The sequence below is a fragment of the Bacillus sp. 1021 genome, assembly GCF_014534735.1.
In the GTDB taxonomy this organism is placed as follows: domain Bacteria; phylum Bacillota; class Bacilli; order Bacillales; family Bacillaceae; genus Bacillus; species Bacillus siamensis.
Genome location: NZ_JACVSR010000007.1, coordinates 1 through 20,666, shown reverse-complemented (window position 1 = coordinate 20,666; position 20,666 = coordinate 1). Strand labels below are relative to the sequence as shown.

General features: G+C 44.4%; 25 protein-coding genes and 2 other annotated features. All 25 genes read right to left on the bottom strand.

Features of this window, described 5'->3' with window-relative positions; genetic code table 11:
* Positions 1-231: 231 nt before the first annotated feature.
* Positions 232-837: a class I SAM-dependent methyltransferase gene (locus tag ICW23_RS17960; RefSeq protein ID WP_016935906.1), complete on the bottom strand. Its 606-nt coding sequence runs from the start codon at positions 835-837 to the stop codon at positions 232-234.
* A gap of 91 nt (positions 838-928) precedes the next feature.
* Positions 929-1,300, bottom strand: coding sequence for a 50S ribosomal protein L7/L12 (rplL, locus tag ICW23_RS17955; RefSeq protein WP_003156436.1), 372 nt, complete (start codon positions 1,298-1,300; stop codon positions 929-931).
* A 41-nt stretch (positions 1,301-1,341) separates the two neighbouring features.
* Positions 1,342-1,842, bottom strand: coding sequence for a 50S ribosomal protein L10 (rplJ, locus tag ICW23_RS17950; RefSeq protein ID WP_003156433.1), 501 nt, complete (start codon positions 1,840-1,842; stop codon positions 1,342-1,344).
* A 63-nt stretch (positions 1,843-1,905) separates the two neighbouring features.
* Positions 1,906-2,048, bottom strand: a sequence feature (ribosomal protein L10 leader region).
* A gap of 48 nt (positions 2,049-2,096) precedes the next feature.
* A complete protein-coding gene (rplA, locus tag ICW23_RS17945; protein WP_016935907.1) occupies positions 2,097-2,795 on the bottom strand; it encodes a 50S ribosomal protein L1 in 699 nt (232 codons plus the stop codon).
* A gap of 94 nt (positions 2,796-2,889) precedes the next feature.
* A complete protein-coding gene (gene rplK / locus ICW23_RS17940) occupies positions 2,890-3,315 on the bottom strand; it encodes a 50S ribosomal protein L11 (protein ID WP_003156430.1) in 426 nt (141 codons plus the stop codon).
* A 167-nt stretch (positions 3,316-3,482) separates the two neighbouring features.
* A complete protein-coding gene (gene nusG / locus ICW23_RS17935) occupies positions 3,483-4,016 on the bottom strand; it encodes a transcription termination/antitermination protein NusG (RefSeq protein WP_003156423.1) in 534 nt (177 codons plus the stop codon).
* A 164-nt stretch (positions 4,017-4,180) separates the two neighbouring features.
* Positions 4,181-4,360: a preprotein translocase subunit SecE gene (gene secE, locus ICW23_RS17930; RefSeq protein ID WP_003156422.1), complete on the bottom strand. Its 180-nt coding sequence runs from the start codon at positions 4,358-4,360 to the stop codon at positions 4,181-4,183.
* Between the two features lie 32 nt (positions 4,361-4,392).
* Positions 4,393-4,542, bottom strand: a complete 150-nt coding sequence (gene rpmG / locus ICW23_RS17925) for a 50S ribosomal protein L33 (protein WP_003156421.1) — start codon at positions 4,540-4,542, stop codon at positions 4,393-4,395.
* Between the two features lie 89 nt (positions 4,543-4,631).
* Complete coding sequence (gene sigH / locus ICW23_RS17920; protein WP_003156415.1) at positions 4,632-5,288, bottom strand: RNA polymerase sporulation sigma factor SigH; 657 nt, start codon at positions 5,286-5,288, stop codon at positions 4,632-4,634.
* Between the two features lie 62 nt (positions 5,289-5,350).
* Positions 5,351-5,863 (bottom strand): ribosome-dependent mRNA decay endonuclease Rae1/YacP, encoded by a 513-nt coding sequence (rae1, locus tag ICW23_RS17915; RefSeq protein WP_013350802.1) that lies wholly within the window; start codon positions 5,861-5,863, stop codon positions 5,351-5,353.
* Between the two features lie 6 nt (positions 5,864-5,869).
* Entirely contained in the window at positions 5,870-6,619 is a 750-nt protein-coding gene (gene rlmB / locus ICW23_RS17910; protein WP_016935908.1) for a 23S rRNA (guanosine(2251)-2'-O)-methyltransferase RlmB, read from the bottom strand.
* On the bottom strand, positions 6,603-7,034 hold the full coding sequence (locus ICW23_RS17905) for a Mini-ribonuclease 3 (RefSeq protein WP_016935909.1): 432 nt from the start codon (positions 7,032-7,034) through the stop codon (positions 6,603-6,605). The genes rlmB and ICW23_RS17905 overlap by 17 nt, the downstream gene beginning before the upstream one ends.
* Before the next feature lie 4 nt (positions 7,035-7,038).
* Positions 7,039-8,439, bottom strand: coding sequence for a cysteine--tRNA ligase (gene cysS, locus ICW23_RS17900; protein ID WP_016935910.1), 1,401 nt, complete (start codon positions 8,437-8,439; stop codon positions 7,039-7,041).
* Positions 8,436-9,089: a serine O-acetyltransferase gene (gene cysE, locus ICW23_RS17895; RefSeq protein ID WP_007410393.1), complete on the bottom strand. Its 654-nt coding sequence runs from the start codon at positions 9,087-9,089 to the stop codon at positions 8,436-8,438. Before cysE ends, cysS begins: the two co-directional genes overlap by 4 nt.
* A 74-nt stretch (positions 9,090-9,163) precedes the next feature.
* Positions 9,164-9,397, bottom strand: a binding site (T-box leader).
* A 2-nt stretch (positions 9,398-9,399) separates the two neighbouring features.
* Positions 9,400-10,851, bottom strand: a complete 1,452-nt coding sequence (gene gltX, locus ICW23_RS17890) for a glutamate--tRNA ligase (RefSeq protein ID WP_049627779.1) — start codon at positions 10,849-10,851, stop codon at positions 9,400-9,402.
* 91 nt (positions 10,852-10,942) lie between these two features.
* Positions 10,943-11,419: a 2-C-methyl-D-erythritol 2,4-cyclodiphosphate synthase gene (gene ispF, locus ICW23_RS17885; protein ID WP_016935912.1), complete on the bottom strand. Its 477-nt coding sequence runs from the start codon at positions 11,417-11,419 to the stop codon at positions 10,943-10,945.
* Entirely contained in the window at positions 11,412-12,110 is a 699-nt protein-coding gene (ispD, locus tag ICW23_RS17880; protein WP_188154892.1) for a 2-C-methyl-D-erythritol 4-phosphate cytidylyltransferase, read from the bottom strand. The genes ispF and ispD overlap by 8 nt, the downstream gene beginning before the upstream one ends.
* Before the next feature lie 13 nt (positions 12,111-12,123).
* Positions 12,124-13,224 carry a PIN/TRAM domain-containing protein gene (locus ICW23_RS17875; RefSeq protein WP_016935914.1) on the bottom strand — a complete coding sequence of 367 codons (1,101 nt, stop codon included), beginning with the start codon at positions 13,222-13,224 and terminating at the stop codon, positions 12,124-12,126.
* Positions 13,225-13,337: 113 nt separating this feature from the next.
* On the bottom strand, positions 13,338-14,420 hold the full coding sequence (gene disA / locus ICW23_RS17870) for a DNA integrity scanning diadenylate cyclase DisA (protein WP_003156401.1): 1,083 nt from the start codon (positions 14,418-14,420) through the stop codon (positions 13,338-13,340).
* A gap of 3 nt (positions 14,421-14,423) precedes the next feature.
* The gene (gene radA, locus ICW23_RS17865) at positions 14,424-15,803 is read right to left on the bottom strand and encodes a DNA repair protein RadA (protein WP_016935915.1); all 1,380 of its coding nucleotides are present in this window, start codon (positions 15,801-15,803) and stop codon (positions 14,424-14,426) included.
* A gap of 93 nt (positions 15,804-15,896) precedes the next feature.
* Complete coding sequence (gene clpC / locus ICW23_RS17860) at positions 15,897-18,332, bottom strand: ATP-dependent protease ATP-binding subunit ClpC (protein ID WP_016935916.1); 2,436 nt, start codon at positions 18,330-18,332, stop codon at positions 15,897-15,899.
* Entirely contained in the window at positions 18,329-19,420 is a 1,092-nt protein-coding gene (gene mcsB / locus ICW23_RS17855) for a protein-arginine kinase McsB (protein ID WP_016935917.1), read from the bottom strand. The genes clpC and mcsB overlap by 4 nt, the downstream gene beginning before the upstream one ends.
* Complete coding sequence (mcsA, locus tag ICW23_RS17850) at positions 19,420-19,977, bottom strand: protein-arginine kinase activator protein McsA (protein WP_016935918.1); 558 nt, start codon at positions 19,975-19,977, stop codon at positions 19,420-19,422. Before mcsA ends, mcsB begins: the two co-directional genes overlap by 1 nt.
* Before the next feature lie 13 nt (positions 19,978-19,990).
* Entirely contained in the window at positions 19,991-20,455 is a 465-nt protein-coding gene (gene ctsR / locus ICW23_RS17845) for a transcriptional regulator CtsR (RefSeq protein ID WP_188154891.1), read from the bottom strand.
* The coding region (locus ICW23_RS19055; RefSeq protein ID WP_316936491.1) for a hypothetical protein at positions 20,456-20,666 on the bottom strand (211 nt) is incomplete at its 5' end.

Here is a 20,666-nt window from a genome sequence, read left to right as displayed (position 1 = left end):
TCAAATCATGCGTATTATATGTGTAATAAGCATTCCTTACGATGAAGAAATACTTTTACAAGACAAAAGAAAAAAGGGTTTCTAATTAAGAAAACCACATCCAAAAACAAATACCGATTTTATTAGCATTTCCATGTTTGTATAATTTATACATGCACTATGATTATTCAGCATATCATGCAAAATATATACATTGGCATTTTACAATATTAACATAGCTGAAAATTCAAGTCAAACTTTTTTTGCTTTTATGATATAATAGCCTTTCTTTTTTTGAACGACGGAAACTTCGTCAAAAAGCTCCTTCAGTTTTTCAATGGCAGAAGGCCCGCCCTGTTTTTTCTGTATAACGATCCACAACTCACCTGAAGCCCTTAAATGCTCAGCGCTTTTTTCAAAAATGGCATGGACAACTTTTTTTCCGGCGCGGATTGGGGGGTTTGTAATAATAGAAGCAAATGTTTGAGCAGAATCAATATTTGAAAATAAATCACTCTGATAAATCCGAACGTTTTTTATTCCGTTTTTTTCTGCATTTTCATTTGACAGCTCTACGGCTCTTTCATTCACGTCAATCATGTGCACGGTCCGGTCTGTAAATTCACCGGCGAGCGACAGACCGATCGGGCCGTAGCCGCAGCCTGCATCCAGGAAGTCACCATCAACCTCAGGCTCTTCAAACGCTTCAATTAAGACACGCGAACCGAAATCAACTTCCTTTTTTGAGAAAACGCCGCTGTCACTTGTGAATGTATAAGATCTGTTCCGCAGTGTAAATGACCATGTCTGTTTATCGCTTTTGACTGAAGGTTTTTCTGAATAATAGTGTTCACTCATTATTAGAACCTCCTTTTTTAATGGCGCTTAAAGAAAAGCAAAGAAAAAGCCCGCCTCATAAAAGCGAGCTTCCCCTACAGGCAAGTGAAGATTACTTAACTTCTACAGAAGCGCCAACTTCTTCAAGTTTAGCTTTAAGCTCTTCAGCTTCTTCTTTCGCAATACCTTCTTTAAGTGGTTTTGGAGTGTTGTCAACAAGTTCTTTAGCTTCTTTCAAGCCAAGACCAGTGATTTCACGAACAACTTTGATAACTTTGATTTTCTGAGAACCTGCACCAGCAAGGATAAGGTCGAATTCGCTTTGCTCTTCAGCAGCGCCGCCAGCAGCAGCTCCGCCAGCTACAGCTACAGGAGCAGCAGCAGTTACGCCAAATTCTTCTTCGATTGCTTTTACTAGGTCGTTCAATTCAAGTACAGTTGCTTCTTTAACGGAAGCAATGATTTCTTCGATATTTAAAGCCATTTGAAATTCCTCCATTTGTTTTATTTTAGGGTAAAATCAGATTAAGCGCCTTGTTCTTCCTTTTGGTCTGCAACTGCTTTAGCTGCAAGTGCAAGGTTGCGAACTGGAGCTTGAAGTACGCTAAGCAACATAGAAAGTAAGCCATCGCGTGAAGGAAGTTCAGCAAGAGCTTTCACTTCTTCAACAGAAGATACTTTACCTTCGATAACGCCCGCTTTGATTTCCAGAGCTTCGTGGTTTTTCGCGAACTCGTTAAGAACTTTCGCCGGAGCGACAACATCTTCAGTACTGAATGCGATCGCATTCGGTCCAGTTAAGACATCATTCAAACCATCAAGTTCAGCTTGTTCAACCGCACGGCGAGTCATTGTGTTTTTGTACACTTTGAACTCTACGTTAGCTTCGCGAAGCTGTTTACGGAGTTCAGTTACTTCAGAAACGTTAAGTCCGCGGTAGTCAACGATGATCGTTGATTTGCTTTCTTTCAGTTTAGAAGCAATCTCTTCAACAACAACTTTTTTTGTATCAATTGCGCTGCTCATGGTTACACCTCCTGTAGATTTTGTGTAACACTTATACCGCTAGGTGATCACGACTGTGACGACGATTTCATATAAAAAGCCTCCATGTGGACATGGAGGCTGTATATACAAGCATACGTAACGTAATAGCTGTGATATATATACACCTCGGCAGGATATTAAGCCTCAGCGGCCCCTGCTGTCTACGGTATAAATGACATATTATATTTTACAACATTTTGAATCATATCAGAATGCTGATCTAAAGTCAAATATTATTTTACGTTGAAAGTTGAAGCGTCTACTTTGACACCAGGTCCCATAGTAGATGTTACAGCAACGTTTTTCACGTAAACGCCTTTAGCTGCAGCAGGTTTAGCTTTCAGGATTGTATCGTACATTGTTGTGAAGTTCTCAACAAGTTTTTCGTCCTCGAAAGAAACTTTACCGATAGGAACATGGATGTTACCAGCTTTATCAGCACGGTATTCAACTTTACCAGCTTTGATTTCGCCGATTGCTTTTTCAACTTCGAAAGTAACTGTACCAGTTTTAGGGTTTGGCATTAAACCTTTTGGTCCAAGTACACGACCGATTTTACCAACCTCACCCATCATGTCAGGTGTAGCTACGATTACATCGAAATCGAACCAGCCTTGTTGAATTTTGTTGATGTAGTCAGTATCCCCAACGAAATCTGCACCGGCAGCTTCAGCTTCTTTTGCTTTTTCGCCTTTAGCGAATACAAGCACGCGCTGAGTTTTACCAGTTCCGTTAGGAAGCACGACTGCTCCGCGGATTTGCTGATCGTTTTTACGAGTGTCAACCCCTAAACGGAAAGCAACTTCAACTGTAGCGTCGAATTTAGCTGTGTTTGTTTTTTTAGTAAGCGCCACTGCTTCAGCGACGTCGTAAGCTTTTGCACGGTCTACAAGCTTCGCAGCTTCAACGTACTTTTTACCTTTTTTAGCCATTTTAAAATTTCCTCCTTATGTGGTTATAGCGGAATAACCTCCCACGAATAAGGGTTGCGAACTTGTGAAAACTCGCAACCCGACAAGAAACAAATTAATCCTCGATAACGATACCCATACTGCGGGCAGTACCTTCAACCATGCGCATTGCCGCTTCAACGTCTGCTGCGTTTAAGTCAGGCATTTTCGTTTCAGCGATTTCGCGAACCTTATCGCGCTTAACGGTTGCCACTTTATTACGGTTTGGTTCACCAGAACCAGACTCAATTCCAGCTGCTTTTTTAAGCAATACTGCAGCAGGCGGAGTTTTTGTAATAAATGTAAATGAACGGTCTTCGTAAACCGAAATTTCAACAGGAATGATTAAACCAGCTTGGTCAGCTGTACGAGCGTTAAACTCCTTACAGAATCCCATGATATTTACACCGGCTTGACCTAGTGCAGGTCCAACTGGCGGCGCTGGGTTAGCTTTTCCAGCAGGAATTTGCAATTTTACAACTTTTACTACTTTTTTAGCCACGAGACACACCTCCTTAAGTCCGTGATGTGGTAATAGGGTAAACCCTCCCACTCAAGGTTTCATTCTTTATATGAATGACGAAATATCAAGCTAGCTGCCTTGGATTAGTCCAAGACGTACCTTTGCTATATTATCATTAATATATAGCAATTTCAAGTTTTTTCACATTACAATTTGTCGATCTGGGTAAATTCCAGTTCAACCGGCGTTTCACGGCCGAACATGTTAACGAATACCTTCACTTTGCTCTTATCATAATCAATCTCTTCAATTGATCCTGTAAAGTTGGCGAATGGCCCGTCTATGACTTTGACTGTCTCATTCAATTCAAAATCAATGTCGGTTTTCCGCTCATCCATGCCCATCCGTTTTAAAATGGTTTCCGCTTCGCCAGGAAGAAGCGGAGTCGGCTTTGAGCCTGAACCGGCTGATCCGACGAAACCGGTAACGCCCGGCGTGTTGCGGACTACATACCAAGAATCATCAGTCATGACGATTTCAACAAGCACATAACCCGGGAACACTTTCTTTTTGACTACTTTTTTCTTGCCGTTCTTAATATCAGTCTCTTCTTCTTCAGGAACGACCACGCGGAAAATTTTATCCTGCATTCCCATTGATTCCACACGTTTTTCAAGGTTTGCTTTTACTTTGTTTTCATAACCGGAATACGTATGAACAACATACCAATTCTTTTCCATTCTATCAGGACTCTGCAGTCCTTCCCTCCCCGCATTTAAAAATGAAGTGTAAAACAAAAAATAGGCTCAGAGCCTATGAATCCTTTTTTCAACACAATAAAAAACCCGCTGAACGGGTTTTGGCAAACGATATTATGATCTATTATAGCACGTATTGCTGATCATTATTCAACTATTAAACGAATTAATTGAGAAATTCCTGTATCAAGGAGGGCAAAAAAGATAACAAAAAAGATAACCGTTGAAATCACCGTGATCGTATAGCGCGTTAACTCTTTGCCTTTAGGCCAGCTAACCTTTTTCATTTCTTTCCCAACATCTTTAAAGAAACTCATCATGCGCATGTAAAAGACCTCCACAATTTAAAAAGCGAACACTATTTTGTTTCTAAATGAGCTGTATGTGAATTGCAAGTGCTGCAGTACTTCTTAACTTCTAACCGCTCAGCCGCTGATGCAGAGCTTTTCATTGTCGTATAATTACGATTTCCGCATGTTTTGCATGCCAGCGTAATCTTTTTTCTCATGTCGATACACCTTTTCCTAAATAGACATTCATTTATCTTAATAAAATAGCACAGTCAGAAAAATTCTGTCAATATGACATAGAAACCCGCTACAGGCTGATTTCTCTTATTTCTAAATACTTCTCAAGCTTGCGCTTCACGCGCTGCAGGGCATTATCAATTGATTTTACGTGTCGGTTTAAGTCATCTGAAATTTCTTGGTAACTTCTTCCGTCCAAGTACAAAACAAGCACCTTTCTCTCCAGATCACTCAGCAGTTCTCCCATTTTCATCTCAATATCATCGAATTCTTCCTGATTAATAATCATTTCTTCAGGGTTTAACGTTTTTGCGCCTGAAATGACATCAAGCAGTGTTCTGTCTGATTCTTCATCAAAAATTGGCTTGTCTAAAGAAACATAAGAATTTAAAGGAATGTGTTTCTGACGGGTAGCTGTCTTTATTGCGGTAATAATCTGGCGGGTAATGCATAATTCTGCAAAAGCTTTAAATGAAGTAAGCTTGTCCTCCCTAAAGTCTCGGATAGACTTATATAAGCCTATCATCCCTTCCTGTACAATATCTTCTCTGTCGGCCCCTATTAAAAAATAAGACCTGGCTTTCGCCCGTACAAAATTACGGTACTTCGTAATCAAGTAATCTAACGCATCACTATCCCCAACATGAACCTTTTCAATGACCTGCTCGTCCTCCAACTGGCAAAACTGCACTTTGTTGAATTTTCCCTTGCTGTTCTGTAGATTCACTGCGATCCCCCCGGCGCACGTAGATAGAAATATTATACATTAATGGGCGAAAAAGCGTCAACCTAATCCAGGCCGCCGCGCCGCCACTTTTCAAACGTTTTCAAAACCTCTTCGGACAGCTCGATTTTACCCGGGGGTTTTTCGGAAGTGATCTTTGAAACCCGTCTTTGAATCCGTCGTTCTATCGCATCCACTTCCCTCAGCAGCTCCCGGGCGGATTTGCGGAGAGCCCCTTGTCCGAAAATCGCCCACTGCTCCGTGTAATCAGAGGTTGCGACATGAATCTGTGTCGCAATATTATTCAGCGCCTGTGCAAGCTTCTCAATCCGCTCATCCGCCGTTTCATTCTCCCGTGTGAAAATCACTTCGACTCTGTGATTCGTGTGTTTTTTCTCTATGCCTTTTACCAGATGTGCGTCAAACACCACAATGACTTTAATTCCCGTGTACGACTGATACTCCGCCATCTTCTGAATCAGCACATCTCTCGCTTCTTCAAAACTGTTCGCTTTTAAATCCTTTAGCTGCGGCCAAGCTCCTATCATGTTGTATCCGTCTACTAATAGGATGTCCATTTGTCTTTATTCCCCTAAAGGATTGCGTTTCCGATAGACTTCATACATCAGAAGGCCGGCCGCTACCGATGCATTCAGAGACGTGACTTTTCCGGCCATCGGAAGTTTAATGAGAAAATCACATTTCTCTTTCACAAGACGGCCCATTCCTTTGCCTTCGCTTCCGATAACGAGCGCCAAAGGCATGTTGCCGTCCATAGAGCGGTAGTCTTCCCGGGCGGATGCATCCGTTCCCACGACCCAAATGCCCCGCTCCTTCATTTCATCAAGTGTCCGGGCAAGATTGGTCACCTTCACGACGGGAATATGTTCAATGGCACCGGTCGATGCTTTTGCGACCGTCGAAGTCAGTCCGACCGCTCTGCGTTTCGGAATCACGATGCCGTGCGCGCCGACAGCGTCAGCCGTTCTCATGATGGAACCGAGATTATGAGGGTCTTCCAGCTCGTCCAATATGAGAAAGAAAGGCTGTTCGTTTCTCTGTTCCGCTCTTTTATATAATTCGTCTAATTGTGCATATTCATATGCCGCCACCTGAGCGACAACTCCCTGATGCTGCCCCTCCACCATCTGATCGAGTTTTTTTCTCGGCACAAATTGAATGGTGACGCCGCGCTTTTTAGCAAGTTCCATAACTTGCTGCGCCTGTCCTTTTACTGTGTTTTCCGCCATCCATAACTTATAGAGTTTGCGATCCGACTTTAACGTCTCAATTACCGCGTTTTTTCCTATGACGTAATCATGTTGCTGACTCATTTGTTTTCCTCCCTGACGTCCCGACTTGTATAGCTTCTGTAATCAGCTGATTCAGTCTTTCTTCTCTTTTCTCAAGAAAAAGATATCCGAGCAAAGCCTCAAAAGCTGTACTATGGCGGTACGTCTGTACATCTGTGTTTTTAGGCGTCGTCCCTGATTTCGCGTTTCTTCCCCTTCTCACCACGGCTTCCTCTTCCTCCGTGAAAAAGGATTCTTCCTGAAGGCGGAACAGAATGTCTGCCTGTGATTTTGCCGATACGATCCGGCTTGCCTTCTTATGAAGGTCATTCGGTTTCGTATGGCCCTGCTTAAGCAGGTGATGCCGGACATATATTTCAAAAATGGCATCACCCATATAAGCGAGCGCAAGACCGTTTAACTGCTTTGAATCTTTGATTTGTTCAAATTGAAGCATCCGCTTACTCTCCCCGCTTCCAGCGAGTTCCCTGAGCCGTATCTTCAAGAATGATATTCATGCTTTTCAGCTGATCGCGAATTTGGTCTGACAAAGCAAAATCGCGATTACGGCGGGCTTCATTTCTCTTCTCGATCAATTCTTCTATCTCTTCATCGACAAGCTCTTCTTCGCCGAGCGTAAGTCCGAGAACGGATCCGATTCGGTCAAACATGCTGATGAAGGCTTTAATGACGTGATCCGCCGTATTGTCCTCCTGCATGTAGTAGTTGGCAAGCTTCGCCAAATCAAACCAAACGGAAATCGCATTCGCCGTATTAAAATCATCATCCATCGCTTCTTCAAATGCAGCGCGGTGCTCTTCGATTTTAGCGAGCCATTCATCATCATTGTCAGTCAGATTCGTGCTGCTAATCAAACGATGGTTTAAATTGCTGTAGGCCGTCTTCAGGCGGTTAAACGCGTTTTTTGTTTTCTCAAGCAGCTCTTCCGAATAGTTGATCGGGTGGCGGTAATGAACGGACAGCATGAAAAATCTCAAAAGCTGCGGGTCATACTGCTTAATGATATCGTGCACCAAAACAAAGTTGCCGAGCGATTTTGACATTTTTTCATTATCTATATTGATGTAACCGTTGTGAAGCCAGTATTTTGCGAATGTCTTGCCTGTTAATGCTTCAGATTGGGCGATTTCGTTCTCATGGTGCGGGAATGTCAGGTCCTGACCGCCGGCATGAATATCGATTTCGTCACCCAAATATTTTTTCACCATTGCAGAGCATTCAATGTGCCAGCCCGGGCGGCCTTTTCCCCAAGGGCTATCCCATGAAATTTCTCCGTCTTTTGCGGCTTTCCAAAGAGCAAAGTCCAGCGCATCCTCTTTCTTCTCACCGACACGGATACGAGCGCCCGATCTGAGTTCATCAATTGATTGCTGTGAAAGCTTGCCGTAGCCTTCGAAGGCTCTTGTTTTGAAATAGACGTCGCCTTCCGATTCATAAGCGTAGCCTTTTTTAATCAGCTCGCTGACAAATTCAATAATGGCGTCCATGTTCTCCATGACTCGAGGGTGAAGATCCGCTTTCCGGCATCCGAGGGCGCCCACATCTTCAAAATAAGCTTTAATAAACCGCTCAGAAACGGTCGGAACGTCCTCGCCGAGCTCATTAGCCGCCTTAATCAATTTGTCATCAACATCTGTGAAATTCGATACGTATTGAACATCGTATCCCTTATACTCCAAATAGTTGCGTACGGTATCATACACAATCGCCGGACGGGCGTTTCCGATATGAATATAGTTGTATACAGTGGGTCCGCACACGTACATTTTTACTTTTCCTTCCTCAAGAGGAACGAATGTTTCCTTTTTCCGTGTCAATGTATTATAAAGTGTAATGGTCATTTTTGGTTGATCCTTTCTTTTTTATCTTCCAGTTCAGCCTGCAGCTCAAAAATCTGCTGCTCCAATGCTCTTAACCGGTCAGCAACCGGATCGGGCAAGTCTTGGTGATTGAGATCGCGTTTGATCTTTCTTCCGTTCTGAATGACGACTTTTCCAGGTATGCCGACAACGGTTGAAAAGTCGGGAACATCACGCAGCACAACGGAGCCGGCCCCTACTTTAGAGCCTTGCCCGACTGTTATAGAGCCGAGCACCTTCGCCCCCGTTGCAATTAAAGCATCATCTTTAATGGTCGGATGCCGCTTTCCCTTTTCTTTTCCCGTTCCCCCGAGAGTGACACCTTGGAATACCGTCACGTTATTGCCGATTTCACATGTTTCCCCTATGACGACCCCCATACCGTGATCAATGAAAAACCTTCTCCCGATGGTCGCGCCGGGATGGATTTCGATTCCGGTAAAGAAACGGGCAATCTGTGATATCAGGCGCGCAAGGAAGAAAAATCTCCGTTTATATAAAGCATGTGCAATCCGATGCGCCCATATAGCATGTAAACCAGAATAAGTTAAAACAACTTCAAAATAGCTTCTTGCTGCCGGATCTTGATCGAACACTGTATCTATGTCTTCTTTTAGCATTTTAAAAAACACATGCTTCCCCCCATTCTCTCCCCGCTCCAGTCTGTTTTTCCGCCTATAAAAAAAGCGCCTCTGCATGTAAACATGACAGAGACGCTTTTACCGCGCGGTTCCACTCTGTTTGAAAAACAAGACGCTGTTTTCCCAACTTTAAAGCCGGTAACGGCGGCGGCCGCCTTTAAATACTGATTTCCGCAGAAATGTTCTTCAAAGGTCTTAAGGGCGCACTTCTAAAACATAACGCATGAATCTCTCTCAGCCGATGAAGATTCTTTCTGTAATGGTCATTGTTTTATACTCTTCCCTGTCAACAATCGTATATTTAAATGCTTTTCAGGCGTTTTACGGCTGTTTCTCTGCCGATCAGCTCAATAGCCTGCGGAAGCTCCGGACCGTGCGTCTGGCCGGTAACCGCTACACGAATCGGCATGAACAGCTTTTTGCCTTTATGGCCAGTTTCTTTCTGAACGGCTTTAATTGAGGCTTTGATCTGCTCTGGCGTGAATTCTTCAAGCTCTTCAAGCTTCGCAGCAAATGCGCTGAGCACTTCAGGCACCTGTTCTTCCGCCAGAACGGCTTTTGCCTCTTGATTATACTCGATCTCATCCTTAAAGAACAAATCAGTCAGCTCGACAATTTCAGCACCGTAGCTCAATTGCTCATGGTAAAGAGAGATTAACTTACGCACCCATTCCCGCTCTTCGGCAGAAAGCTCAGTGCCGACTTTTCCTGCTTTTTGCAGGTGAGGCAGGGTCAGTTCAACAACTTGATCAAGATCTAGCGCTTTGACATATTGGTTGTTGACCCATTTCAGTTTATGCATATCAAACAGAGCCGGTGACTTAGATAAACGATTCACATCAAAAATTTCAATAAATTGTTCTCTTGTGAAGAGCTCTTCTTCACCGACAGGAGACCAGCCGAGAAGTCCGATAAAGTTAAACAGCGCTTCAGGCAGGTAACCCAGCTCATCATACTGCTCAATAAACTGAATAATTGATTCATCACGTTTACTTAATTTTTTGCGGCTTTCGTTCACGATAAGCGTCATATGTCCGAATTCAGGAATATCCCAGCCGAACGCCTGGAAAATCATGATTTGTTTCGGTGTATTTGAAATATGGTCCTCACCGCGGAGCACGTGTGTCATTTTCATTAGATAATCGTCAATTGCGACGGCAAAGTTATACGTCGGTGTACCGTCTTTTTTAACGATGACGAAGTCGCCGATACCGTCTGATTCAAAAGAAATCTCGCCTTTTACGATATCGTTAAAAGTGATGATTTTCCCTTCCGGCACGCGGAAACGGATGCTCGGCTGTCTTCCTTCGGCTAAAAACTGCTCCTGCTCTTCCTGAGTCAGGTTTCTGTGTTTGCCTGAATAGCGCGGCATTTCACCGCGGGCGATCTGCTCTTCACGTTCTTTCTCAAGTTCTTCTTCCGTACAGAAGCATTTATAAGCAAGCCCTTTTTCAAGAAGCGCTTCATAGTACTCTTTGTAAATGTCATTCCGTTCAGACTGGCGGTACGGGCCGTATTCTCCGCCGACATCCACACTTTCATCCCAGTCTATGCCGAGCCATTTCAGATAGTTAAGCTGGCTTTGCTCTCCGCCTTCAATATTTCGCTTTTTGTCCGTATCCTCAATCCGGATAATAAACTTTCCGCCTTGGCTGCGGGCAAATAAATAGTTAAAAAGCGCCGTTCTGGCGTTACCGATATGCAAATGTCCGGTCGGACTCGGTGCATAGCGGACGCGTACTTCATTTCCCATGTTCAAATACTTCCTTTCATCTCGTCTGTAGCCTCTAGCCGAATATATGTATCTATTCTACCACCAAATAGACCGGGCATCAAAATAATGATCAGGCTTTTTGGATCAGAACGGTCGCCTGAGCGGCAATTCCTTCGGCTCTTCCGGTAAACCCGAGCTTTTCTGTCGTTGTTGCTTTTACATTTACTTGAGAGACGTCTGCCTCAAGGCCTTCCGCTATTCGTTTTCTCATCGCATCAATATGCGGCGCCATTTTCGGCTTTTGCGCAATAATCGTGCAGTCTATATTTCCGAGTACGTACCCTTTTTCTTTGACAATGTTCCAGACATGCTGAAGCAGCTTAAAAGAATCCGCATCCTTGAATTCCGGATCAGTATCCGGGAAATGCTTGCCGATATCTCCTTCACCCACCGCTCCGAGGCACGCATCTGCAACCGTGTGCAGCAATACATCCGCATCGGAATGCCCGAGCAGCCCTTTTTCATAAGGAATTTCAATTCCGCCGATGATAAGAGGACGGCCCTCCGTTAGTTGATGCACGTCAAATCCTTGTCCGATTCTAAACATTATGATTCCCACTTTCCGCTTTCATGATTGCTTCCGCTGATATCAGATCATCCGGCGTTGTCAGCTTAATATTGGTATAGCTGCCTTCAACGATATTCACCTGATAGCCATCAAGACGCTCGACGAGACTGGCGTCATCTGTACCTAAGAAGCCTTTGTTTTCCGCTTCCCTATGCGCCTTTTTCAATAAAGAAAGACGAAAAGCCTGCGGCGTTTGAACGGCCCACAAGCTTGAACGGTCAAAGGTCTCCGCAACCCGGGAGCCTTCCGCCCGTTTTATCGTGTCTTTCACAGGAACAGCCAGGACAGCCGCTCCCGTCTCTTCTGCTGTTTCAACGAGTTTATCGATATGCTGATGCGTGACAAACGGGCGCGCCCCGTCATGAACAAGGACGACGGACTCCTCATCAATCACTTTCAATCCTTCGTATACACTATGCTGACGCTCCGCTCCGCCGATGACAAGCTCAATTTCCGCTTTAACCGGAAACTGGGCAAGCAGCTGGTGAAAATCTTCCCGTTCACTCTCGTTTATCACCAGGATTATTTTCTGACAAGGCGCGTGGCTTTCAAAAACCCGCAGTGTGTGTATAATAACAGGCGCACCCTTTAAGCCGATGAACAGCTTATTTTTCCCGGCTTTCATCCGTTTCCCTTGTCCGGCAGCCGGAATGACTACGACATACTCCATCATTAACTCCCTCTTAAAGAGCCTTCTCAAGCAGCTTAGGCTTGGCAAAAATCATTCGCCCCGCCGCTGTCTGCAGCACGCTGGTTACGAGCACATCAATATGTTTCCCTATATAATTGCGGCCTTCTTCCACAACGATCATTGTTCCGTCATCCAAGTAAGCCACACCTTGATTATGCTCTTTCCCGTCCTTAATCACCTGCACATTCATTTCTTCACCCGGGAGCACAACCGGCTTCACCGCGTTCGCAAGGTCATTAATATTCAGTACCGCAACCTTCTGAAGCTCACATACTTTATTTAAATTAAAATCATTCGTCACAACGACACCGGATGTCAGCTTCGCAAGTTTGACAAGCTTGCTGTCAACCTCTTGAATGTCTTCGAAGTCGCCTTCATAAATTTCAACCGTAATATCCAGTTCCTTTTGAATGCGATTCAAAATATCCAGTCCGCGGCGTCCTCTGTTGCGTTTTAAAACATCTGAAGAATCAGCGATATGCTGTAATTCCTCAAGCACAAATTGAGGAATGACAATGACTCCTTCTAAAAAGCCCGTCTGACAAATATCTGCAATTCTCCCATCAATAATAACACTTGTATCCAAGATTTTCAGCCTTTTCTCCTGTTCCTCCTGCTCCTCATCGGCACTTCCTTTTTTCTTCTGCATTCTTGCAGAAATGGAGAATAGACCGATCAGTTCATCCTTTTTCTTAAATCCGACCTGGAAGCCCAGATAACCGAGAAAGAAAGCCAAAAAGACCGGGATGATGGTGCTGAATATACGGTACGGAATATTGTCCAGCGGAATCACGTTTACAATGAGATATGCGATGATAAGTCCAAAAACCAATCCGAGACTTCCGAATAACAGATCCGGCACCGGAGCTCTCAGCAAAGAATCTTCAATCCATTTCACCCAATTAATCACATATTCTGTCGTCCATATACTGATGAGAAAAAAGATAATAGCACCAATTGCAGCAGACGTATATGCGTTTGTTATTAAAGGTATGTCCTGTATATTTGACAGTACAAACAATTCAGGTATTAAAAAGATACCGACAACGCCGCCCACAATAATGAAGAACGCCTGAACTATTCGTTTTAACATACCTCCACCTCCTTTTAAGTAACATTTTTCAGCAGGCTGTCAAAGCCTACAAATATCAGAATAAACAAAAACTAACAATAATATACCCGGATTCTGACAGGTTTAAGCGATACTTAAAGCTGTCTATCTATATAGTGTTTTTCTTGAAGACGTTTTAAACCTTTTTTGATTTTTTGGGCGCGCACCTCGCCGATGCCTTCAACATCATCCAGCTCTTCAACAGTGGCTTCCGTTATGCTTGGCAAAAATCCGAACGCCTCAACCACATTTTCAACAATCGGCATCGGCAGACGCGGAATTTTATTCAGCAGTCTGTACCCTCTCGGCAGCACATAATCATCAAGGTTGGTAGAAGCGGGATATCCAAGCAGCTTAAACAGAATGGAATCATCAAGCAGATCATAGCTGGACATATCCTGAAGCTCTTTTAACAGCACGAACGGATCTTTGATTTTTTCTTTCACATAGTCTTTGATGAAAAGAGCCGCTTCTTCTTCCATATCCGTAATCAGCTCAATCACCTGCAGACGGATTAAGTGGCCTTCCGTTCCGAGTTCTTTAATATACATGTTGATTTCATTTTTTATACGGAGCACCATTTCATAGCGGTGCATAACGGACAGCACGTCACTGAATGTCACGAGCTCCTCAAACTCTAAAGCGTTTAAAGCAGTAATCGTTTTGTCTAAAATGGTTTTATACTTCTCAAGCGTTTGAATGGCCTGGTTTGCTTTTGTTAAAATAAATCCTATGTCCTTCAGTGTGTATTTCATGCTGTCCTGGTATAACGTAATGACATTTCTGCGTTCAGAAATGGCGATGACGAGACAGCCGGTCTGCTTCGCCACCCGTTCCGCCGTACGGTGCCTCATTCCTGTTTCTGAAGAAGAAATGGTCGCTTCCGGCATAAGCTGTGTATTCGCATAAAGAATTTTCTGGCCGGAATCGCTTAAAATAATGGCACCGTCCATTTTGGCCAGCTCGTATAGGTGAGCGGGCGCAAATGATGTATTAATATGAAAACCGCCATCCACGACTTGCTTTACCTTATCATTGTATCCGACAACAATCAGGCCGCCTGTATTTGCCCGCAGTACATTCTCTATCCCGGCTCTGAGCGGCGTGCCCGGTGCAACGAACTGCAGAATTGCAGACAGGTCAAGCTCTTGTTTCGCCCCTTTTTTCTCTTTTTCCATCTATTATGATCCTCCTAATGAAGTACGAAGCGCTTCTGCAACATTTGCTACTCCGACAACCTCAATCCCTTTTGGTATTGTCCATCCGCCTGCATTCGCCTCAGGTATGACCATACGCTTGAAGCCGAGTTTCGCCGCTTCTTTTACGCGCTGTTCGATTCTTGACACCCTGCGGACTTCTCCTGTCAGACCCACTTCACCGATAAAGCAATCTGCAGGATTCGGCGGTGTATCTCTGAAGCTTGAAGCAATGCTGACGGCTACTGCCAAATCAATCGCCGGTTCATCCAGTTTGACCCCGCCGGCGACTTTCAAATACGCATCTTGATTCTGAAGCAATAGCCCCACCCGCTTCTCAAGCACAGCCATGATTAACGACACCCTATTGTGGTCAATCCCTGTAGCCATGCGGCGCGGGTTTCCAAAGCTGGTCGGTGATATGAGCGCCTGAATTTCAACCAGGATCGGTCTCGTTCCTTCCATTGACGCAACGATACTCGAACCCGAAGCCCCGGCAGAACGCTCTTCCAAGAAAATTTCCGAAGGGTTCAGCACTTCTGTAAGCCCCTCTTCCCGCATTTCAAAGATGCCCATTTCATTTGTTGAGCCGAAACGGTTTTTTACAGCCCGCAAAATACGGAATGTATGGTGCCGCTCTCCTTCAAAGTATAGAACGGTATCGACCATATGCTCAAGCAATCTCGGCCCTGCGATCGATCCTTCTTTTGTGACGTGTCCGACGATAAAAATCGGAATGCCGTTTGTTTTCGCGATTTTCATCAATTCAGCCGTACACTCTCTTACTTGTGATACACTGCCGGGAGCTGAGGTGATGTCGCTTTGGTAAACGGTCTGAATGGAGTCTACGACAACAAATGCGGGTTTCATCTCTTGTATAGCAGACGAAATATACTCCATATCGGTTTCAGATAAAACATGTAACAATTGGCTGTTGATTCCAAGCCTGTCAGCGCGCAGCTTCGTTTGCTTCACGGATTCCTCCCCGGAAATGTAAAGCACGCTGCCGGCCGTGTCTGCTAATTGTGCGGATACTTGAAGAAGGAGCGTTGACTTCCCGATGCCGGGGTCGCCGCCGATTAATACTAACGAGCCCTTCACAACGCCGCCGCCAAGCACTCTGTTAAATTCTTCGAGCTTGGTTTGAACACGGGGTTCTTCTGATGTTTCAATTGATGTAATGGGTGATGGTTTCTGGACGGTTTGAACGGAGTGGGAGAAAGCCGCCCGCCGATTCGCCGGCGCTTTTTTGATGGTTTCTTCCACCATTGTATTCCAAGCCCCGCAACCTGGGCATTTCCCCATCCATTTTGCGGATTCATAACCGCATGAGTGGCAGATGAATTTTGTTTTTGATTTAGCCATATATGCTGTAAGACCTCTTCCTTATCAAATATTTCTCTATATAACAAAGTGAGGCATACACTTGCTTACGTATGCCTCATGTTTGTCACTATATTAGTTCGTTTTAGCAGTTGTTTTTACGACAAATTCGCCGTCTTCAACATCAAGAACGATGTGCTGACCTTTATCAATATTGCCTCTGAGGAGCTCTTCTGATAACCGGTCCTCCACATGCTTTTGAATCGCTCTTCTTAACGGACGTGCGCCATATTCCAAATCGACGCCCTCGTCTGCTACTTTTGCTTTTGCAGCATCCGTCAGCTCTATAGAGAGATCTTGTTCTTTCAGACGTTTTGTTAACTGGTCAGACATAAGCGACACGATGTCTGTAAGATGTTTTTTCTCAAGGGAGTGGAAGACGATAATTTCGTCAATCCGGTTGATAAATTCAGGTCTGAAGGCACGCTTCAGCTCTCCCATGACTTTGTCTTTCATGTCTTTATGGTTTTGTGATTCATCCTGCACATTGAAGCCCACATATTTGTTGCGTTTCAGCTCGCTCGCTCCGACGTTTGACGTCATAATCAGGATCGTGTTGCGGAAATCAACAGTGCGTCCTTTTGAATCAGTCAAGCGTCCGTCTTCAAGCACTTGCAGGAGAATGTTAAACACATCAGGATGCGCTTTTTCAATTTCATCAAGCAGTACGACAGAGTAAGGTTTTCTTCTCACTTTTTCCGTCAGCTGGCCGCCTTCATCATAACCGACATATCCCGGAGGAGAACCGACAAGACGCGAAGTCGAATGTTTCTCCATATATTCGGACATATCCACTCTGATCATCGCTTCTTCATCACCGAAAATGGATTCCGCCAGCGCTCTTGCCAGCTCTGTCTTCCCTACGCCTGTAGGGCCTAAGAAGATGAATGAACCGATCGGACGTTTCGGATCCTTCAAACCGGCTCTTGCACGTCTGACAGCCTTCGCAACGGCTACAACGGCTTCATCCTGGCCAATGACGCGGGAGTGCAGAATGCTTTCCATATTGAGAAGCTTATCTGTTTCCGTTTGCGCAATTTTAGATACAGGCACCCCGGTCCAGCTGGATACCACCATTGCGATATCCTCTACAGAAACTTCGGAGTTCTCCTGGCCTTGTTTTTCTTTCCACGTTTTTTTCGTATCTTCCACCTGTTCTCTCAAGCGCTGCTCCGTATCACGAAGAGAAGCCGCTTTTTCAAACTCCTGGCTTTGAACGGCAGCGTCTTTTTCCTTGCGAACTTCATCGAGTTTCTGCTCAAGCTCTTTTAAGTTCGGAGGCGTTGTGAAGGAACGGAGACGTACTTTTGAACCGGCCTCGTCAATTAAATCGATCGCTTTATCCGGAAGGAAGCGGTCAGAAATATAACGGTCAGACAATTTAACCGCCGCTTCGATCGCTTCATCGGTAATGGATACGCGGTGATGCGCTTCATAGCGGTCACGAAGGCCTTTTAAGATCTGAATGCTTTCATCGACTGACGGCTCATCCACCTGAATCGGCTGGAAGCGGCGCTCCAGTGCTGCGTCTTTTTCGATATATTTGCGGTATTCATCAAGCGTTGTCGCACCGATGCACTGAAGCTCTCCGCGAGCGAGTGAAGGTTTTAAAATATTCGACGCGTCAATCGCGCCTTCTGCTCCTCCAGCTCCGATCAGGGTGTGCAATTCGTCAATGAATAAAATAATATTGCCGGCCTGACGTATTTCATCCATTACTTTTTTCAGACGGTCTTCAAATTCTCCGCGGTATTTCGTGCCTGCTACAACCGTTCCCATGTCTAATGTCATTACGCGTTTATCACGTAAAATTTCCGGCACTTCATTGTTGATGATCTGCTGTGCGAGACCTTCAGCAATCGCAGTTTTACCTACACCCGGTTCTCCAATCAGAACGGGATTATTCTTTGTTCTGCGGCTTAATACCTCAATAACACGCTGAATTTCTTTGCTTCGGCCGATAACCGGATCAAGGCTGTCTTCCCTCGCAATCGCGGTTAAATCACGCGCCAGACTGTCAAGCGTCGGCGTGTTTGCGCTGCTATTTGTTCCCGCTCCGGATGCCCCTGTCTCATTGCTTCCGAGAAGCTGCAGAACCTGCTGTCTCGCCTTATTGAGACTGACACCCAGATTATTCAGTACTCTCGCGGCGACTCCCTCACCTTCACGAATCAGCCCAAGAAGTATGTGCTCTGTTCCTACATAAGAATGACCGAGCTTTCTGGCTTCATCCATTGATAGTTCTATTACCTTTTTGGCTCTAGGCGTGTAATGAGGGACAGAGGTGGTGCTTTCCTGCCCTCGGCCAATCAAACTTTCCACTTCTTTCTGCATTTTATCTGAATTGAGGCCAAGCGCTTCTAAAGCTTTAAATGCTATCCCTTCACCTTCACGGACTAACCCCAATAATATATGTTCAGTTCCGATATTTGTATGGCCTAAGCGCAGTGCTTCTTCCTGTGCCAGTGCCAATACCTTTTGAGCCCGCTCTGTAAATCTTCCAAACATCATATCGAATCATCCTCCTGTCTATTTGCACTCATTTCTAAATGCAGCCTTTCCCTGATAAGAGCCGCTCTTCTCACGTCTCTTTCGTTCGGCCGTAATGCGCCGCCCGAATATTGCTGGAGAAAACCGGGCTGTGTCAAAATCATCAGTTCATTAAGTATATTGCTTGATAGCCCTTTAATGATCCCCAGGTCTATCCCCAGTCGAACGTCAGAAAGGCATTTCGCCGTTTCCTTCGATTCAATCATTCGGCAGTTGGATAAAACGCCGTAAGATCTGAATACCCGGTCCTCTAATTCAATTTTCGAGGTTTGATAAAGCGCTTCTCGGGCTGAGCGTTCCTGCTCAATCAGCTGGGCAGCCACACTGTTCAAATCATCGACGATGTCCTGTTCTGATTTTCCAAGTGTGATTTGATTTGAAATTTGAAAGATATTTCCTAATGCTTCGCTGCCTTCCCCGTAAATTCCTCTAACAACTAAACCTAATTGGTTAATTGCCGGTATAATTCGATTCAATTGCCTAGTTAGTACAAGACCCGGCAAATGCATCATGACCGAAGCCCTTAGTCCCGTCCCTACATTTGTAGGACAGCTTGTTAAGTATCCTCTCTTCTCCCCAAAAGCGTAATCCACTTTCTCCTCAATCCAGTCATCAACCTGGTTTGCCGCTTTTATGGCGTTGAGAAGCTGGAAGCCGGGGAAGAGACATTGAATTCTGATATGATCTTCTTCATTTAACATAATGCTGACTTCTTCATTTTCAGAAAGCAGACAGCCGCCAAACGGTGATTCCGTTAAATTCGGGCTGATCAGATGCTTTTCCATCAGCACCCGTTTTTCCAAAGGCTGAGCTTCACTCATTCTGATTAAATGAAATTGACCGATATCAGGCAGTTCTTTCCCTGAAAAATGATCTTCGAATTGCTGAATAATGGATGAGGCTTCTTCATTCGTATACCGGGCAGGAAACTTTATATTTTCAAAGTTTCTGGCCAATCGTATACGGCTGCTGAGTACAATGTCACTTTCAGGTCCCTTTTGCTTCATCCAATTGCTTAATGCGTCCTGAATAAAATGCTTGAGCGACATTACCCTTGTTCCTCCTCACTATCTGTGCCTTTTAATTTCTGCTCTAACGACCGGATCTGATCCCTGACCTGCGCCGCCTTTTCAAACTCTTCCTGGTGTATTAAAGATTCAAGTTCCTTTTTTAACATTTCCATTTGCCGTCTTACATGCAAGTTTCCGCCTATGCGTTTCGGAATTTTCCCGGCATGCACCGTATTCCCGCTGTGGACTTTTCGCAAGATCGGCGTAATTTGGCTGTGAAATGTATCGTAACACTCCGCACAGCCGAACCGCCCTGTTTTTCTCAGCTGTTGAAACGTCATGCCGCATTTCTTACAGGCCGTGCCTTGCTCTGAATAGCCGAACATTTGAGAACCCGTGTTTTGAAATGAAGACTCCATATTCAGCAGCCCTGATAATAAATTATGAATCGAGAACCCTTGGTTTCCACTTATACCGTATGAATCACTATTTTCTTTTGCACATTGTTCACAAATATGAACTTCTTGCTTTTCTCCATTAACAACTTTCGTAAAGTGAAAAGTGGCCGGTCTCTCATTGCACTCTTGACAAATCAATCTTTTCACCCGCTTACTTTAGTTTTAAAGATGTGAGCATCGCCTTCATCATTCTGGCTCTTAGTTCATCCCGTTCAGGCAAATCAATATATAGAACTGAACGATCCATTACACTCACCATCATTTTAGCTTCTCTTTCCGAAATAACCCCGTCCTCTAACAGTCTGAGAATAATGTCATCAGAGGCTGCCTGGGACAAGTGGGTATGAATCTGCGAAATAATATTATTGATGAGGATGACTTCGTTATTCATTTTAACTTTGATAATACGAATATAACCGCCGCCTCCCCGTTTACTTTCAACAATATATCCTCTTTCGCTTGTGAATCTGGTGTTGATGACATAATTTATTTGGGAAGGAACACACTGAAATTTATCAGCAATTTCACTGCGTTTGATCTCTAAAATTTCTTTGCCATTTTGATCTAATACTTGTTTTAAGTACTGTTCAATGATGTCAGAAATATTATGTCCCACTCAACCCCCTCCTTTATTGACTTTGACTATATTTGACTTTAATCTTACTATAAGGTGTTTCGCAAAATTTTTCAACTGTATCGCTCTATCTCTATTATTTCCACTTTGCACAAGCATAAAACCTGCTTTTACAAAAAGGTATATCGTTACTTTTCTCATATTATATAACCTATGCAGAAAAACACAAAAAAGACAGCTCATGATGAGCTGT

What these genes read in the sequence shown, in the direction of transcription:
- disA (WP_003156401.1), bottom strand. Translation starts at nt 14,420, where the DNA reads ATGGAAAAAGAGAAAAAAGGGGCGAAACAAGAGCTTGACCTGTCTGCA.
- ICW23_RS17905 (WP_016935909.1), bottom strand. Translation starts at nt 7,034, where the DNA reads ATGCTTCAATTTGAACAAATCAAAGATTCAAAGCAGTTAAACGGTCTT.
- radA (WP_016935915.1), bottom strand. Translation starts at nt 15,803, where the DNA reads ATGGCTAAATCAAAAACAAAATTCATCTGCCACTCATGCGGTTATGAA.
- cysS (WP_016935910.1), bottom strand. Translation starts at nt 8,439, where the DNA reads ATGACCATTACACTTTATAATACATTGACACGGAAAAAGGAAACATTC.
- ICW23_RS17875 (WP_016935914.1), bottom strand. Translation starts at nt 13,224, where the DNA reads ATGTTAAAACGAATAGTTCAGGCGTTCTTCATTATTGTGGGCGGCGTT.
- rplA (WP_016935907.1), bottom strand. Translation starts at nt 2,795, where the DNA reads ATGGCTAAAAAAGGTAAAAAGTACGTTGAAGCTGCGAAGCTTGTAGAC.
- rpmG (WP_003156421.1), bottom strand. Translation starts at nt 4,542, where the DNA reads ATGAGAAAAAAGATTACGCTGGCATGCAAAACATGCGGAAATCGTAAT.
- nusG (WP_003156423.1), bottom strand. Translation starts at nt 4,016, where the DNA reads ATGGAAAAGAATTGGTATGTTGTTCATACGTATTCCGGTTATGAAAAC.
- rplJ (WP_003156433.1), bottom strand. Translation starts at nt 1,842, where the DNA reads ATGAGCAGCGCAATTGATACAAAAAAAGTTGTTGTTGAAGAGATTGCT.
- clpC (WP_016935916.1), bottom strand. Translation starts at nt 18,332, where the DNA reads ATGATGTTTGGAAGATTTACAGAGCGGGCTCAAAAGGTATTGGCACTG.
- secE (WP_003156422.1), bottom strand. Translation starts at nt 4,360, where the DNA reads ATGCGCATGATGAGTTTCTTTAAAGATGTTGGGAAAGAAATGAAAAAG.
- ispD (WP_188154892.1), bottom strand. Translation starts at nt 12,110, where the DNA reads ATGGAGTATGTCGTAGTCATTCCGGCTGCCGGACAAGGGAAACGGATG.
- ispF (WP_016935912.1), bottom strand. Translation starts at nt 11,419, where the DNA reads ATGTTTAGAATCGGACAAGGATTTGACGTGCATCAACTAACGGAGGGC.
- gltX (WP_049627779.1), bottom strand. Translation starts at nt 10,851, where the DNA reads ATGGGAAATGAAGTACGCGTCCGCTATGCACCGAGTCCGACCGGACAT.
- rae1 (WP_013350802.1), bottom strand. Translation starts at nt 5,863, where the DNA reads ATGGACATCCTATTAGTAGACGGATACAACATGATAGGAGCTTGGCCG.
- rlmB (WP_016935908.1), bottom strand. Translation starts at nt 6,619, where the DNA reads ATGAGTCAGCAACATGATTACGTCATAGGAAAAAACGCGGTAATTGAG.
- ICW23_RS17960 (WP_016935906.1), bottom strand. Translation starts at nt 837, where the DNA reads ATGAGTGAACACTATTATTCAGAAAAACCTTCAGTCAAAAGCGATAAA.
- rplL (WP_003156436.1), bottom strand. Translation starts at nt 1,300, where the DNA reads ATGGCTTTAAATATCGAAGAAATCATTGCTTCCGTTAAAGAAGCAACT.
- mcsB (WP_016935917.1), bottom strand. Translation starts at nt 19,420, where the DNA reads ATGTCGCTCAAGCATTTTATTCAGGACGCATTAAGCAATTGGATGAAG.